We start from the raw sequence: 15,490 nt of genomic DNA, 5'->3' as shown, positions 1-15,490 counted from the left end.
TCCTTACTTCACGTCCTGGGGGAAGTGCGCTTTGATCACTTCCAGCAGTTTTGGGCCGAAATCCGCAGGGGAGAGCATATTGCGTACCCCCACGACATACTTGTTGCCAGAAACGCTAATTTCACCGGCGATATGGGTAGACGCGATGATGATATCGGCGCCGTTCAGTTCACTTTTGTATTCACCCACCGCGCAGCTGTTCACCGTGTGGTCAATGTTTGACTGGGTTAAAAACTGGTCCACTTTCATCTTCATGATCATGGAGCTACCTTGCCCATTGCCACACACAGCCAGGATACGTACGGTCATAATCGAAACTCCTTAATGAGCAGAAACTTCTGCTGTTTGTTTTTCCGCATCTTCTTCAGCTCGCAGAGAACGGCCAGCGAAGAACATATAAGCCAGAGCAATCAGGATGATGACGGCCATAAAGACCAGCCCGACGGACGCAAAGCCCTGCATCATTGGCGGTGCCAGGATTGACCAGTCCGCCATGCCCATCCAGGCGCTCATGCCGGTGAGCTTGACCGCCCACACGCAACCGAAGATCTCCACCATGCCCATCACCAGACAGATCTTGAGCGCCGCGCGCCAGCCGCCAAAGTGGTTAGCAAAGACGCCAATGGTGGCGTTGGAGAAGAACATTGGGATAAAGCCAGGAATAATCAGAATGGATGAGCCGCAGCCGACCAGAATGCCTACCGCAATCAACTGGCCGATGGTGCCCCACATGAAGCCCCAGACCACCGCGTTTGGCGCAAAGCTGTAGATAGCCGCACAGTCAATGGCCAGCACCGCACCAGGAATCAGGCGTTGGGAGATCCCATTAAAGGCTTCAGACAGTTCGGCAACAAACATACGGACGCCCTGGGTAATGATGAAAATGGCTACCGCGAAGGAGAAACCGGTCTGCAGGATATAAACCGTCCAGTGCGTTTTCCCCGCCATCGCCTGCACCACATCAATCCCGAAGGAGAGCAGAATGGCGCCGAAGAAGATGGTCATCACAATGGCGGTTGAAACGATGTTGTCGTGGAAGATATTCAGCCAGCCCGGCAGCTTGAGATCTTCTACGCTGTCCTCTTTTTTACCCAGGTACGGTGCGACCTTGTAAGCGAGCCAGGCGGCGAATTGCTGCTGATGGCCGATGGAGAAACCGCAGCCGTCGGTGACCTCCTGCGTCGGCTTGTACATCATGTTGGAGGTGATACCCCAGTAGAGCGATACCAGCACGGCGGTGCAGATAATCGTGGTCCACATGGGGTAGCCGAAGATATAGAGAGACACCGCAATCAGCCCGGCCTGCTGGAACATAATGTGGCCAGTCAGCATGATGGTGCGGATGCCGGTAATGCGGCGCAGCAGAACGTAAATGATGTTCAACGCCAGCGCGAGTAGTACCGCGTACCCCACCCAACTGTAGGCATCTCCCATGCGGTCAATGGTGGCCATCATCGACGCGTAGGTGTCAGAGATGGCGCCGTTGATGCCATACACCTCCGACATCTTCGCAACCACAGGCTTAAAGGTGCTGGTCAGAATGCCTGAACCCGCCTGCAACAGCATGAAACCGATGATGGTTTTGATTGTGCCTTTGATGATGACGCTGACGCTTTTGCGCAGAAGGATGTAGCCCAGGCACGTCACGATACCCAGCAAAAGCGGGGCGTTAGTCATTACCTGATTAAAGAACACGGTAAAGACGTTGTAGAGGATCTCCATAACTCTCTCCAGAAATGAGAACACGAGGGGGTAATCCCTGTTCGGTTGGTGCCATCACTCTATTAATCACAAATAATCACCACAAGATTGCATTTGATTATTTGTGACGTATCACGCAAATTATTTCCATCGTGTTATTAATGATTTTCACTACCGATTCCCACGTATAAATTATTTCTTATAATTCATGCAATTAATCATTGATAGCGGATATTCTAACAACGTAGAAAAGGATTATCTGTGACATGGCGAAGATAAATTTCCTCAATTTACTCGTTGCAAACCGATTCAAAGAGTGCCAGCATTAATCATAACAAATCACCAAATGATTACTTTTGATTAAACCAGGAGTCAAAACGATGAGTAAAGTGAACACCATCACCCGTGAATCATGGATTCTGAGCACCTTCCCGGAATGGGGCAGCTGGCTGAATGAAGAGATTGAGCAGGAACAGGTTGCTCCTGGTACGTTTGCAATGTGGTGGCTGGGTTGCACCGGCATCTGGCTGAAATCCGAGGGTGGCGCCAATATTTGCGTTGATTTCTGGTGCGGTACCGGCAAACAGAGCCACGGCAATCCGCTGATGAAAAAAGGTCATCAGATGCAGCGCATGGCAGGTGTAGAAAAATTGCAGCCGAACCTGCGCACCACGCCGTTTGTTCTTGATCCTTTTGCCATTCGCCAGATCGACGCCGTCCTTTCCACCCACGATCATAACGATCACATCGATGTAAACGTGGCGGCAGCGGTGATGCAAAACTGCGCGGACGACGTGCCGTTTATCGGACCGCAGACCTGCGTGGATCTCTGGATTGGCTGGGGCGTGCCGAAAGAGCGCTGCATCGTCATGAAGCCAGGCGACGTGGTGAAAATTAAAGACATTGAAATCCATGCGCTGGACGCCTTTGACCGCACCGCGCTGATCACCCTGCCTGCTGACCAGAAAGCCGCAGGCGTCCTGCCAGACGGCATGGATGAGCGAGCAGTGAACTATCTGTTTAAAACCCCTGGCGGTTCCCTGTACCACAGCGGTGATTCTCACTACTCCAACTACTATGCGAAGCATGGTAACGAGCATCAGATTGACGTGGCGCTGGGCTCCTACGGCGAGAACCCACGCGGCATCACCGACAAAATGACCAGCGCCGATATGCTGCGCATGGCAGAAGCACTGAACACCAAAGTGGTGATTCCTTTCCACCACGATATCTGGTCAAACTTCCAGGCCGATCCGCAGGAAATCCGCGTATTGTGGGAGATGAAAAAAGACCGTCTGAAGTATGGCTTCAAGCCATTTATCTGGCAGGTTGGCGGCAAGTTCACCTGGCCGCTGGACAAAGACAATCTCGAGTATCACTACCCACGCGGTTTCGATGATTGCTTCACCATTGAGCCAGACCTGCCGTTCAAGTCATTCCTCTGATTGTGAAACCCCATCGCCAGACCTTGCGTCTGGCGATTTCATATTTATTTTAGTAATTTCACGCTATTTCAAATATCATCTTTTCAAATCAATTCTTATCGGAATAGCTCATGACGGAAGCGCAACGGCATCAAATATTACTGGAACTCCTGGCGCAAACAGGGTTTATCACCGTCGAGAAAGTGATCGAACGTTTAGGGATTTCCCCCGCGACGGCACGACGAGATATCAACAAGCTGGATGAGAGCGGTAAGCTGAAAAAAGTCCGTAACGGCGCGGAAGCCATCAGCCAGCAGCGCCCCCGCTGGACGCCGATGAACATCCATCAGGCGCAAAACCACGATGAAAAAGTGCGCATTGCCAGAGCCGCATCACAGCTGGTCAACCCGGGTGAGAGCGTGGTGATCAACTGCGGCTCCACGGCATTTCTGCTGGGCCGCGAGATGTGCGGTAAACCGGTGCAAATCATCACCAACTATCTGCCGCTGGCTAACTATCTTATCGATCAGGAACATGAAAGCGTGGTGATCATGGGCGGCCAGTATAATAAGAGCCAGTCCATTACCCTCAGTCCCCAGGATAGCGAAAACAGCCTCTATGCCGGGCACTGGATGTTTACCAGCGGCAAAGGCCTGACCGCGGACGGGCTCTACAAAACCGACATGTTAACCGCGATGGCAGAGCAAAATATGCTTAACGTCGTGGGCAAGCTCGTCGTACTGGTCGACAGCAGCAAAGTCGGCGAGCGAGCTGGCATGTTGTTCAGCCGCGCCGAACAGATTGACATGGTGATCACCGGCAAACATGCCAATCCAGAGATCCTGCAGAAGCTGGAAGATCAGGGCGTCAAAATTCTGCGCGTTTAAAGATGCTGGCGGAAAAAGTCCACCGTCGCGTCCAGCGCCGCTGGCGTGATACGGTGGCGAACCCCCGCTTCCCACAGGCAGGTCAGGTTGCCGTCCAGCCCTTCGCGCTGTAGTGCCTGCTGGAGACGGAAGGTTTCGCCAGGGGGCACCACATCATCCGCGTCACCATGCCACAACAGCAACGGGCGATCGGCCAGACGCGGTAACGCCCGGGTCACTTCCCATTCGCCCAGCAACGCATCAATCTCCGTCGCGTCTTGCGGTGGAAACAGCGTTTTTGACAATGACGTAAAATAGCCCGAGCCCATCAGGCACGCCACGGAGCTCACCTCAGGGTGACGAGCCATGATCCCGAGCGCCGTCATTCCCCCCATCGATGCGCCGGCCACCGCCAGCCGTTGATTCGCCACCAGCCCCGCCTGGTAAAGCGCATCGCGCAGCCCGGCAAATTCGCTCAGGCTACCGTGCAAAATCTGCCAGAACTGCCCAAGTCGCACCTGTTCATCACCCGTAAAACGTGCACCGTGATCGGGCGCATCCGGCATTATTACCCGAAAACCGGCCTGCGCCAGCGCCACCGCAAAATAGCTGTAAACCAGCTTCGATGAAGTAAAGCCATGATAAAAAACCACAACAGGCAGCGGGTGTGCACTTTTTCCCGCAGGGATAGCGTGTAATATTTCATGATTGCCGAGGCGGCGAGTTTCAATTTCAATCATTGTCGACCCTGTACTGATGAATGATTCATAATGTTGAGAACTGGATTACGCTTTCACGATATTTTCATTCGAAATATACGTACCAGATAACACTTCGGGAACATTCCCCCAAAACTAAATTCGCAGACAACTACACTATAACTATCAGGAAACGAGATATGGTTATGCGCAGGTTTGCTACTTTATTGTTGCTGGTTCTGCTCAGTGGCTGTAGTGCACTACAGGGGACACCGCAACCCGCTCCCCCGGTCGCCGACCATCCGCAGGAGATTCGTCGTAATCAGACGGAAGGATTACAACGAATGGGTACCGTCTCCGCGCTGGTTCGCGGATCCCCGGATGACGCAGAGGAGTCAATAAAGGCGCAAGCTGCCGCCGCCAAAGCAGATTATTACGTCATCATTATGATCGATGAAACCATCATTACGGGACAGTGGTATTCACAGGCTATTTTGTACCGTAAATAACGATCTTCATTTGAACGACATTTACACTGCTTTGCGTCCATAGACATTTTCCTGTCCACAATAAACTCCATGCCCGCGACAATGGAAGTGAGTTTATTTGCGAAGGAGTGCCCGGCGGATACCGGAGAAATGTGAAATGGAGCTGACAATGAAACGAACTCTTGCTTTGACCTCTCTGTTGCTCTCAGTAGGCCTTGTGAGCACGACTGCACAGTCAGCAGAATTCGCCAGTGCTGATTGCGTCACTGGCCTTAATGAAATTGGCCAGATCTCCGTCAATAACATTTCGGGGAGCCCGCAAGATGTTGAACGTGTCGTGGCACTAAAAGCCGATGAACAGGGCGCTTCCTGGTATCGAATTATTCAGATGCAGGAAGATAATCGCAGCGATCATTGGCGCGTACAGGCTATTCTCTACGTCTAATCACCTCCGATAAAAGCCACTTATTTTTAGTGGCTTTTCGTTTTTGCAAATTTTTTATCTTCTTTCAACCCCATTAAAAACAATTTGATAACATTTTGTTACATTATTTAAGTAAATGTTAGCTCTGTCCTGCCGTTGAAAAGCCATACCTTTTCAATAATGAGCAATTTATGATCACCTTTTTTCGCCGTGCGGGTCTGGGCGCAAAGCTATCGCTTCTTACCGGCGTGAGTGTCGCCACGCTGTTTCTGCTTTTCACTTTTCTGCTCAGCCATAAAGCCAGCCAGCAGCTTGAAGCCCTTGCGGTAGAAGACCTGCATAACCAGTCCACCGGTATGGTTGATATGGTACAGATGTTTAACACCAGTCTGAGCGAAGAGGTCGAGAGCTATACCCGGCTGTTCACCACCTTTTTACCGCAACCTTTGAGCGTCGACAGCAGTCAACTCCAGACCATTAACGGGCTTAGCGTTCCCCTTCTGAAAGGGGGTGAAACGGGCCTGCATGAAAACAATGCACTTTCTGACGACTTCCTGACGCGTACAGGGGCAATCTCGACCCTGTTTGTGCGTAGCGGTAATGACTTTGTCCGTGTCGCCACCTCCCTGCGCAAAGAGAACGGCGATCGGGCAATGGGTACCGTTCTGGACACAGCCAGCCCGGCCTATGCGGCCGTCACCAAAGGCGAGGTCTATCGCGGTCTGGCGTTGCTGTTCGGCAAGCGCTATATCACCCAGTATCAGCCGTTCAAAAACGCAGAAGGCCAGGTCATTGGGATCATTTTTGTTGGTGTGGATATCACCCACTCCTGGAACGTAATGCGCGAAAAAATCCTCAATCGCCGTTTAGGTGACAGCGGACACTTCTTCGTGCTGGATCGCAGCAACGGCAAAACGCGCGGACAGTTCCTGTTCCACACGAGCAGAGAAGGCCAGTTGCCTGAGTGGGACAGCGCCACCCAGCAGCAGTTGCTGAGCAATACCCCGGGTACGCTGGAACGCGTAAGTGAGGACGGTCGTATCGTGAAAATGGCCTACACGCCGCTGCCGGGCTGGAACTGGACCATTGTGGGGGAAGTGGATAAATCGGTCCTGCTCTCAAGCGTCACCACGATGCGGGATCGCTTCCTGCTGGCAGGCGTGGCGCTGTCAGTCCTGTTTGCCGCGCTGTTTGTCATCATCATTCGTCGCATGCTGACGCGCCCGCTGCGTAACGTCATTCATCTTGCCCGGCAGTATGCTGCGGGCGATTTGCGTGCCAGCCTGGCCGTTACCCGTCAGGACGAGGTTGGCCAGCTTATCGACGCCATCAACGGGATCGGCGGCGGTCTGGAAAAAATTGTCCTGCAGGTACGCGAGGCCGCAGGCGAGATCCATCTGGGGACCAACGCCCTGGCCTCTGATACCGGTGAGATCTCAGAGCAGATCAACAAACAGGCCAGTAGCGTTGAAGAGACCTCCGCGAGTATGGAACAACTCGCCGCAACCGTGCAGCAAAACGCGGCCAATATGGAACAGACGCAGCAGCTGGTGGGGGAAACCTCACGCGCGGTGCATCAGGGGGGCGAGACGGTGACGAACGCAGTCTCCACCATGGACGATATTCGCGACGCCTCAAAGCGCATCGAGGACATCACGCGCGTGATTGAGTCGATTGCTTTCCAGACTAACATTCTGGCGCTTAATGCAGCGGTTGAAGCAGCACGCGCCGGCGAACACGGAAAAGGGTTTGCTGTGGTCGCGCAGGAAGTGCGCGCTCTGGCGGCACGCAGCGCTAATGCGGTGAAAGAGATTGAGCAGCTAATTGGCGACACGCTGAACAAGGTGAGTGAAGGCCATGCGCTCTCAGAGCAGACGCGTCTGGCGATGGATGCCATCATCGCGCACATCGATAACATCAACCAACTGGTGACCGAGATTAACCATGCATCCCGCGAACAGTCGGCGGGGATCCGTCAGGTGAATCTGGCCATGACCCATATTGGTGAAGCCTCCCACATCAACGCCGATCGCGTCTCGCGCAGCGAGCAAACCGCACAATCACTGCGCGAGAAAGGGTCGCACCTCACTCAACTGGTGAGCCTGTTCCAGCTTAAAAACTAGCCTACCCTGCCCGTGGCGCGTAGCAGAAGATCGCTTTGAACCTGCTCTTTCATCAGCGTGCCGCCACGGGTATCCAGCATCATGCGGCACCACGCCTGCGCGACGGGCGGAGAGGCGTGCCGCAGCATCTGGCTTCCGGCGCCCAGCAGGAATAGCTGATGCGCAATCTCCCGCCCCTGCGCCTCCTGCGGTTTACGCAGTTTTTGCTGCAACTGCCGCCAGCTGCGATCGAAGTGTCTGTCCTGACCTTTCACCTGCGCAAAATCCTCTGCAAGCAGATCGAACATACCCGGCTGCTTCGCCAGAACGCGCAGAACATCCAGACACATGATGTTCCCTGAGCCTTCCCAGATGCTGTTCACCGGCATCTCGCGATACAGCCGGGGGAGTTCACTCTCCTCACAGTACCCGATGCCGCCCAATACCTCCATCGCCTCTGCCACAAACGGGATACCCGCTTTGCAGACGCTGAATTTCGCGGCTGGCGTGAAAAGCCGCGCCCAGGCCGCCTCCTGCGGATCGGCGCGTTTATCCCACGCCCGGGCAAGACGAAACAGCAGCGCCGTTTGCCCCTCCAGCACCAGCGCCATGCGGCTCAGGACGTCGCGTATCAGCGGCTGATCGATGAGGTTTTTCCCGAACGTCTGCCGCTGATGGGCGTGGTACAGCGCCACGGATAATGCCCGACGCATCAACCCATGGCTGCCCAGAGCGCAGTCAAAACGCGTTAACCCGCCCATGCGAAGGATCTGTCGTACCCCTTCCCCCTCTTCCCCTAACAGCCAGCCGGACGCATCCAGAAACTCCGCTTCACTGCTGGCGTTAGAGCGGTTGCCTAGCTTGTCTTTCAGCCGCTCCAGGCGCACGGCGTTGCGCTGCCCGTCAGGCAAAAAGCGAGGAACAAAAAAGCAGGACAACCCGCCTTTCGCCTGCGCCAGCACCAGATGCGCATCGCTTTGTGGCACAGAGAAAAACCACTTATGACCCACCAGCCGGTAGCTGCCGTCGCTGCACTTTTCTGCTTTGGTAGTGTTGCTGAGCACGTCCGAGCCGCCCTGTTTTTCCGTCATCCCCATGCCGATCAGCAGGCCGCGCTTTTGGGCTCCAGGGGCAAGGTGAGGATCATAACGATCGCTCAGTAGCGGCGTGAGCCAGTTCTGGAAAGGTTCAGGGAGCGCCTGTTGCAGCAGCGGCGTGGCGGCAAACGTCATGGTCACGGGGCACAGCGTTCCGGCCTCAACCTGAGCATGCAACACGAAGCGCGCGGCGCGAGCGACAAAGGAGCCTTTACGCGCCTCCTCTTCCCACGCCAGGTTATGCACCCGGTTAGCGCACAGCCCCTGCATCAGAAGATGCCAGGCGGGGTGAAAACGGACATCATCCAGCCGCTCACCGGTGGGGTCATAGCGAAGTAACTCCGGCGGATTGACGTTCGCCAGCCTGCCAAGCTCCAGCGACTCCGCCGTACCTAACTGCTGGCCTATACTGGCCAGCAACTCGCTATCCCACTCCGCGCCTTCGCGGGCCACCGCGTCACGCAGGGCACAATCAGAGAGAAAAAGGTTGCTGTTCGAAAGCGGTGCGGGTTGGTTAAAAACGGTATGTGTTTGCCAGTGCATGCTGTCTCCCTCCTTCAGTGGCAATGAAGATAAGTATGGACAGACCCTGTGCACGCTGCATGGGAGTAAGGTCACACGGTAGCGATCCCGCTGATATCATTCGTGAAATAGCTCACAGAACATAAGAATAAACTATTTCATCACTACATTTTTATTGAATAATTTATTCTTACCCCTTTCAGTGAGGAAAGTTATGCAACCGAATGCGCATAAGCGTGCGTTAATTGCAGGCTCCATTGGTAATTTCATCGAGTGGTATGAGTTTGCGGTCTACGGCTTTCTGGCCACCGTGATTGCGAAAAACTTCTTCCAGCTTGAAGGCGAGTCGGGGCTGACCAGCCTGATCCTCACCTACGCCTCGTTTGCCATCGCTTTCTTTTTCCGCCCACTGGGGGCGGTGGTGTTTGGCCGCATTGGCGACCGGATTGGCCGCAAACCGACGCTGATTATTGTGCTGGTGCTGATGACGCTCGCCACCGCCGCCATCGGTGTTGTGCCAGTCTATGCCAGCATCGGTATCGCTGCGCCGCTGATCGTTACGTTGCTGCGCATCCTGCAGGGATTGTTCGCGGGAGGTGAGTATGGTGGTGCCGTTTCCTTGATGACGGAATTTGCACCACGCGGTAAACGTGGTCTGTATGGCGCATGGCAATCGTTCACGGTGGCGCTGGGGCTATTAGCGGGCGCGGGTATTGTCGCCTTGCTTTCTGCCTTACTGACACCGGAAGCCCTGCATGACTGGGGCTGGCGTATCCCATTTTTCCTGGCCCTGCCTATGGGGGTGGTGGCGCTCTGGTTGCGGGTGAGTATGGAAGAGACGCCGAGCTTCGTGCAGCAGCAGGAAAAACCGCTGATCGCACAGGCCAGTACCGTCGCCACAATTAAAGCGATTGTGATGGGAATTGGCCGGGTGATGGTCTGGTCGGCGGCGGGATATACCTATCTGGTGATTATGCCGACCTATCTGCAATCGGCACTGCACACCGGATTTAACCAGGCACTGTTGATAGCCGTGATTTCGAATGTCGGCTTTGCGCTCACCATTATTCCGTCGGGGATCCTGAGCGACAGGATTGGCCGCCGCACGGTGATGATTATCGCCACCGCGTTACTGCTGATCCTCGCCCTGCCGCTGCTGAAAATTCTGCAGGCGGAGTCCAGTACCCTGGCGGTAAAAGCGATCGTGGTATTGATAGCTGGCGGTCTGGTGGGCATGCTGGCAGGTCCAGGGCCGGCAATGCTCTCAGAGATGTTCCCGACGCGTGTACGCTATACCGGGCTTGGTCTGGCGTATTCCTTGTCGAATGCCATTTTCTCGGGGTGTGCGGGGCTTATTATTACCGGGTTGATTAAGGAGACGGGAAACCTCGACATTCCGGCATATTACGTGATGGCGACGGCGGTGGTGAGTATTGTGGCGCTGATGACGCTCAGGAAGGATGACCATTTGCGGACGTTAGAGGAATGAAAATCAGAGCTGGGGTTTTACCCCAGCTCAAATTAACCCGCAATGTAATGAGGAATAAAACGCGAGGTATCTTTCGTAATCAATGAACCATCTTCACGAATACCTATTCCGGCTGGTTCATCATCAATTACCCAACTTCCGATTAATGTATAACTGTTGCCAAAACGAGGTAATGCCTGGAAGCCCTGATAAATCATAGGTTCGTTTGCGTAATCACCCTCTTCACTCTCAATAATATTGCGCTGCGCATCAAAAATAGTCACATTTCCCCCTTCTCGTGAAAAAAGAGGCTTACGAACTATCGGAACGCCTTTTGGAATCGACGTTAACTCATTTTCAAACCACGCAGGAAGAAGGTTGGGATGTCCCGTAAAAAAGCGCCACAAGAGGGGTAAAATACCCTTATTACTGATGATGCTTTTCCAGAGTGGTTCCAGCCATTGCTCTCTTCTGGCGCAGAGCAGCGGACCATTTTCATCACGCATCATCCACTCCAGAGGGTAGAGCTTAAACGCACGCCGGATAACATTATCGTCAATATCCGTTAAAACTCCGCCAGTACCCAGTCCAATATCATCCATATAGATAAAATGAGTGTTCTGCCCGGCCTGGACGGCGCAATCCTCCAGATAGAGAAGCGTGCCACGATCCTCCTCACTCTCTTTGCAGCAGCAGAAATAGAGTGGGATGTCGGCTGCAAGTTCTGCAAATCGAGCGATAAGCTTATCCTGAATGGAATTAAACTGATCGGCGTCTCGCGGAATGATTCCAGAGCGACGAGCGTCCTCCATCCATTGCCACTGAAAGTAGGCTGATTCATATAAAGACGTGGGCGTATCGGCGTTGTATTCCAGCAGCTTGACGCTACCTTTATCAGTCCATACAAAGTCCATACGGCCATAAAGTGAAGGATCCTGGTTGTGCCAGCTTTCCGCAATAGCATCCCAATAAAGCGGCGGAATGGCTAGTTGCGACATCAGTGCTTCACTTTTTACCGCACGGTCCACGACTTCCAGACACATTTGATGGAGTTCAGCCGTTGGTTTTTCTATCCTTTCTTCAATTTGCTGTAATGTAAAACGGTAGGCACGGCTCTCATCCCAGTAAATTTCATCGTCGATGATATGAAAACGAAAACCATGATCCCGGGCAATTTTGTCGAGACCCGGACGAACGGGGACCTCATGACGTAACATAATTACCCTCCCCAGCTTCCACGAGCACTAGATGAGCGCCCATATCCACCCCGAGAAATTGTCGATACACGCTTAGTGGTATAGCCCATTTGACCGCTGACCTGCTTACCAGAACGCCAGACATAAGATGAAGAACTTCGCCACACGGGACGAGAAGAGTAATATGAACCTCCGTTCGTGTATCTATATTCTTCATCAATATCTTCTCGCGGCTTTTTATTAAGTAAAAATCCCGCTATGACCGGTATCCAGCTATTATCGATATTATCGTAGTAGCAGTTATCGAACTGGCGTATGCAGCTTTCCCGAGACATATTTTTTGGCATATCCGCTTCAAATCTGGCTTTTGCATTGTTCCATGCATCGCTACAAACCTGAGCGCTATTGCCATCGTCAACACACGCCTGCGGCGATGCGTAAAATACGCCGTCTCCGTCATTATCGTTGGCCGAACTATCACATCCCTTCAGGGCGATAAATGCTGCACCGCCCATTATTGCCAGTGTTAAATATCTCCCACTTTTGCGTCCCGAGGGCGAAGACCGAAACGCAGCATTTAGCCGCATGTTTTGGCTTCGTAGTGAAGATTGAATCGGATTAGTTTTCCGTGTTTTTTTCTTTTTAGCCATGTTCATTTGTTACCATGTCATGCAGGCAGCGTTTAAAATTCCGCCAGCCAGTGCCGCCATTCCCATAAACAAACCTGCGGCGTAGTGGCGGTTAACGATTTTTTCACTGATGTTCGGCATATAAATGCGCACGCAACCATACACAAGTAATTGTACGACTAATGCAACGCATCCCCATATCAGATAATCCGGCATACTGACCGAGTTAACGGCAGCGCTGGACAGAGGAATCACATACCCCACTAACGTGCCACTGAATGCTACAGATGCCGCAATGTTATTCTCTTTGATCAGTTGCCATTCATCATGTGTAGTTATTCTTGAGTAGATGAACAAAAATATGACCGTCATTGCCAGACCGGTTAAGAAGTAAGAAAGAAAAGCAAATAATGAACCAAGCATGGTTTACCTCTTCAGAAATTTAACCAACAATGTTTAGCGAAGTTAGCGGAATATCCACACCAATGGCATACGAAAAGATCCATTCTGGCTCGCTATTCTCATAAAAAGTCTCTTCCCCATTAAGCAAAAGGTACTCATACAGGTCGGCGGTCGCTTTCCGCTGATATGCCATCATAAAATTATGCACATCCCATTTTTCACCCTGGTTATTTTCAACGTGTTCCAGTAAGTAAACCGGCTCAACATTCCCCTCCTCATTCTCGTTAAATATTCTTGTCCAATCTCGATCATTCCATTGCAACCGGGGTTTGCCAATTGAAGCTGAACCGATCTGTTTTTGCCACAGTTTTTCAGTACTGATACCGAAGCTATCCTGATAAATAAACAGCTTAATATCATCAATATTTTCTCTGCCCGTACCACCTGTCGTATTTATCTGCAAAAACTCATCGCCAGAAGTGTAATAACGATAAATACGACATCCCGCACCAGAATCAATCACGCTGCTAGCTGCAATGGTATACTCCTCTCCCGGAATTTGAATAAGCAAACGATCGGAAGAAAGGCGAAATGTCAGCGTATCAAGTGTAAACGCTGCATGTAGATATAATCCCAGTGGGCCACGAATCACCGACTGAGGGGTTTTATGAAATAAACTAAACAAAAGGTTCCGCATTATTTTTCCCTATATTTTGCCAGCACACCTCATTCGATGAAATACGACTATTGCCGATTAAGTGCAGCCATGCACCTCCTTTAACCTCTGTGGAGATTATAGGGTTAAGCTCCATACCTCGCCCATTTTTACAATGGCTAATTCCCAGCACCGTAGCATCATGTTGTAATTTCATGTAATGCATCAATGCGCCATAAGGTATACACGAAACAGATGTTGGTACCATCAGCGCGTAACCCGTATCACCCAGCATAGGGTTCATGATTGACGCCACGGATTGTGAAGAGCCTGGATCCTGAATCGACCGGGAAAGCTGTTCGGCTGAAAGATTGCGAACAATCTCAATTGTCGGACAATGATTCTCCAGTAAGCCTGCGTAACGTTCATCCTCAAGATAAGCTACGATATGGCAATGCGCTGGCGCATCATTCACCAATGAGAGCGTGGCCGTGAAGGTCTGTTCATCGGTACTGGCAAAAATCACAACACATGAACAATTAACCAACCCCATCCGTTCGTGCTCTTTTGGATTGCTGTAGTTACTTACTTTAAGAAAATCGACACATAAATTATCCGATAAAGGATGCGGTATATCCTGCTGCTCACATAACACTATGCGGCTAAATACCCTCTGCTTATCATAGAGCAGTAATGAGATCATTTTCTCTGTCTGATGACCTCGCCAGCCAATAACCAAAACATGGTTATGTAGAGAACTAAAATTACCCATTCCAGCTATTCCTTTAGCTAAACATCCCTGTACTAATGCAATGATTTTGCCCATCAGTGCGCCGAAAAGCCCAACGCCGATAGGGATCTGCCAGATGGCAGTAAACAGCCTCCCCTCTGCGCTCTGAGGACTTAAGTCGCCAAAGCCAATCGTCGCCCCAACTACGGAACTGTAATAAACAAAATCACTTATCCGACCAACAAGAGTCTTCTCCCCCAACCAACTAAAGACTATAAAGCAAAAAACATAATGCCCGGCAAACAAACACAGCAGAGCTGTCCATGTCAGTCGGAATAAATGTTGCCTGCAAACATTAACGAACCAGGAGAGAAACATTAAGGGGTCTGCGTAAGTTTCAACCGTTCAAGTACCGCCTGTGCGGAGCTCGACCCTGTCGTACCGACACCTGCCTGCGCGAGTTTCTCTTCAAGCTCACGTCCATCGACAACTTTTTCCAGTTGCGCAGCCGCATCCAGTCGAGCCTGACGCTCAGCCTGACGCGTTTGGAGACGTTTTAAGGACTCTGCTGCTGTCGTTACATTCGACGTTACTCCGATCGTTGAAGTTGTAACGGCCTGCTGCGCCCGCTGCATCGCTTCCGTGGCTTTGATAACCTCCAGTTGCTGTTCAAATTTTTCAATACGCTGCTTTGTAATCCCTACGGCCTTTTCAACGTTATTTCTGGAAGTTTCAAGAGAGGTCAATACCTGTCCTTCAATAGCGATTGTATTCTCAAGACGGGCGATTTCTTCTGCGACTTCATTGAGCAGCGCAGCATCAACATTCTTACTCATCGCTTCAATAGCACGTGACTCAAGATGTTGTTTACGCTCATTCAGTTCGGCGATCTTGTCATTGCTGAGCTTTACCCGGGCAAGCAGATCAACACGTGATTTGCCTGCTTTATCGAACTCTACTTTTGCATCACGAATGTGCTGCTCCAGCATCCGTACTCCCTGCGCTTCTTTAATCGCTTCATCAGTCTGGTTAAGTAACGATTTACCTAACGTAAAAAGATTTTTTAAGATACCCATATATTTCCCTTA

At 51.8% G+C, this 15,490-nt stretch carries 16 protein-coding genes; 6 read left to right on the top strand and 10 right to left on the bottom strand.

Features of this window, described 5'->3' with window-relative positions:
- Positions 1–3: 3 nt before the first annotated feature.
- Together ulaB and ulaA are read right to left on the bottom strand one after the other, a co-directional pair.
- A complete protein-coding gene (gene ulaB / locus AC2FAK_RS00445; RefSeq protein WP_004109091.1) occupies positions 4–309 on the bottom strand; it encodes a PTS ascorbate transporter subunit IIB in 306 nt (101 codons plus the stop codon).
- A 12-nt stretch (positions 310–321) separates the two neighbouring features.
- The gene (ulaA, locus tag AC2FAK_RS00440; RefSeq protein ID WP_013095302.1) at positions 322–1,722 is read right to left on the bottom strand and encodes a PTS ascorbate transporter subunit IIC; all 1,401 of its coding nucleotides are present in this window, start codon (positions 1,720–1,722) and stop codon (positions 322–324) included.
- A 359-nt stretch (positions 1,723–2,081) separates the two neighbouring features.
- On the opposite strand from ulaA, the gene ulaG reads away from it, so the two are divergent.
- Positions 2,082–3,146, top strand: coding sequence for an L-ascorbate 6-phosphate lactonase (gene ulaG / locus AC2FAK_RS00435; protein ID WP_010427455.1), 1,065 nt, complete (start codon positions 2,082–2,084; stop codon positions 3,144–3,146).
- A 110-nt stretch (positions 3,147–3,256) separates the two neighbouring features.
- The gene (gene ulaR, locus AC2FAK_RS00430) at positions 3,257–4,012 is read left to right on the top strand and encodes an HTH-type transcriptional regulator UlaR (protein ID WP_013095301.1); all 756 of its coding nucleotides are present in this window, start codon (positions 3,257–3,259) and stop codon (positions 4,010–4,012) included.
- On the opposite strand, the gene yjfP is transcribed toward ulaR, so the two are convergent.
- Positions 4,009–4,731: an esterase gene (gene yjfP / locus AC2FAK_RS00425; RefSeq protein ID WP_095455142.1), complete on the bottom strand. Its 723-nt coding sequence runs from the start codon at positions 4,729–4,731 to the stop codon at positions 4,009–4,011. The two genes, ulaR and yjfP, sit on opposite strands and share 4 nt — an antisense overlap.
- Before the next feature lie 137 nt (positions 4,732–4,868).
- Here yjfP and bsmA point away from each other — a divergent pair, with 137 nt between their 5' ends.
- The 3 genes from bsmA to AC2FAK_RS00410 all read left to right on the top strand — a co-directional run bounded on the left by bsmA (position 4,869) and on the right by AC2FAK_RS00410 (position 7,724).
- Complete coding sequence (gene bsmA / locus AC2FAK_RS00420) at positions 4,869–5,198, top strand: biofilm peroxide resistance protein BsmA (RefSeq protein WP_072206246.1); 330 nt, start codon at positions 4,869–4,871, stop codon at positions 5,196–5,198.
- Between the two features lie 136 nt (positions 5,199–5,334).
- Positions 5,335–5,622 carry a DUF1471 family protease activator YjfN gene (gene yjfN, locus AC2FAK_RS00415; protein WP_013095298.1) on the top strand — a complete coding sequence of 96 codons (288 nt, stop codon included), beginning with the start codon at positions 5,335–5,337 and terminating at the stop codon, positions 5,620–5,622.
- Between the two features lie 170 nt (positions 5,623–5,792).
- Positions 5,793–7,724, top strand: a complete 1,932-nt coding sequence (locus AC2FAK_RS00410) for a methyl-accepting chemotaxis protein (RefSeq protein ID WP_095455143.1) — start codon at positions 5,793–5,795, stop codon at positions 7,722–7,724.
- Here AC2FAK_RS00410 and AC2FAK_RS00405 read toward each other — a convergent pair.
- The gene (locus AC2FAK_RS00405; RefSeq protein ID WP_095455144.1) at positions 7,721–9,343 is read right to left on the bottom strand and encodes an isovaleryl-CoA dehydrogenase; all 1,623 of its coding nucleotides are present in this window, start codon (positions 9,341–9,343) and stop codon (positions 7,721–7,723) included. The genes AC2FAK_RS00410 and AC2FAK_RS00405 overlap by 4 nt on opposite strands.
- Before the next feature lie 193 nt (positions 9,344–9,536).
- On the opposite strand from AC2FAK_RS00405, the gene AC2FAK_RS00400 reads away from it, so the two are divergent.
- The gene (locus AC2FAK_RS00400; RefSeq protein WP_013095295.1) at positions 9,537–10,811 is read left to right on the top strand and encodes an MFS transporter; all 1,275 of its coding nucleotides are present in this window, start codon (positions 9,537–9,539) and stop codon (positions 10,809–10,811) included.
- 32 nt (positions 10,812–10,843) lie between these two features.
- On the opposite strand, the gene AC2FAK_RS00395 is transcribed toward AC2FAK_RS00400, so the two are convergent.
- The 6 genes from AC2FAK_RS00395 to AC2FAK_RS00370 are packed head-to-tail and all read right to left on the bottom strand — an operon-like array spanning position 10,844 to position 15,478.
- Positions 10,844–12,007 (bottom strand): glutathionylspermidine synthase family protein, encoded by a 1,164-nt coding sequence (locus AC2FAK_RS00395; protein ID WP_095455145.1) that lies wholly within the window; start codon positions 12,005–12,007, stop codon positions 10,844–10,846.
- A 2-nt stretch (positions 12,008–12,009) separates the two neighbouring features.
- Positions 12,010–12,636 (bottom strand): DUF1190 domain-containing protein, encoded by a 627-nt coding sequence (locus tag AC2FAK_RS00390; protein WP_095455168.1) that lies wholly within the window; start codon positions 12,634–12,636, stop codon positions 12,010–12,012.
- Between the two features lie 9 nt (positions 12,637–12,645).
- Positions 12,646–13,038, bottom strand: coding sequence for a DUF350 domain-containing protein (locus AC2FAK_RS00385; protein ID WP_095455146.1), 393 nt, complete (start codon positions 13,036–13,038; stop codon positions 12,646–12,648).
- A 19-nt stretch (positions 13,039–13,057) separates the two neighbouring features.
- On the bottom strand, positions 13,058–13,714 hold the full coding sequence (locus AC2FAK_RS00380) for a DUF2491 family protein (RefSeq protein WP_095455147.1): 657 nt from the start codon (positions 13,712–13,714) through the stop codon (positions 13,058–13,060).
- Positions 13,695–14,780: a potassium channel family protein gene (locus tag AC2FAK_RS00375; protein WP_095455148.1), complete on the bottom strand. Its 1,086-nt coding sequence runs from the start codon at positions 14,778–14,780 to the stop codon at positions 13,695–13,697. Before AC2FAK_RS00375 ends, AC2FAK_RS00380 begins: the two co-directional genes overlap by 20 nt.
- Positions 14,780–15,478, bottom strand: coding sequence for a PspA/IM30 family protein (locus tag AC2FAK_RS00370; RefSeq protein WP_095455149.1), 699 nt, complete (start codon positions 15,476–15,478; stop codon positions 14,780–14,782). The genes AC2FAK_RS00375 and AC2FAK_RS00370 overlap by 1 nt, the downstream gene beginning before the upstream one ends.
- Positions 15,479–15,490 lie beyond the last annotated feature (12 nt).

The organism is Enterobacter cloacae complex sp. 394F7 (assembly GCF_057320385.1).
Note: the sequence above shows the minus strand (reverse complement) of the source record. Positions and strands in the feature narration are given on the sequence as shown.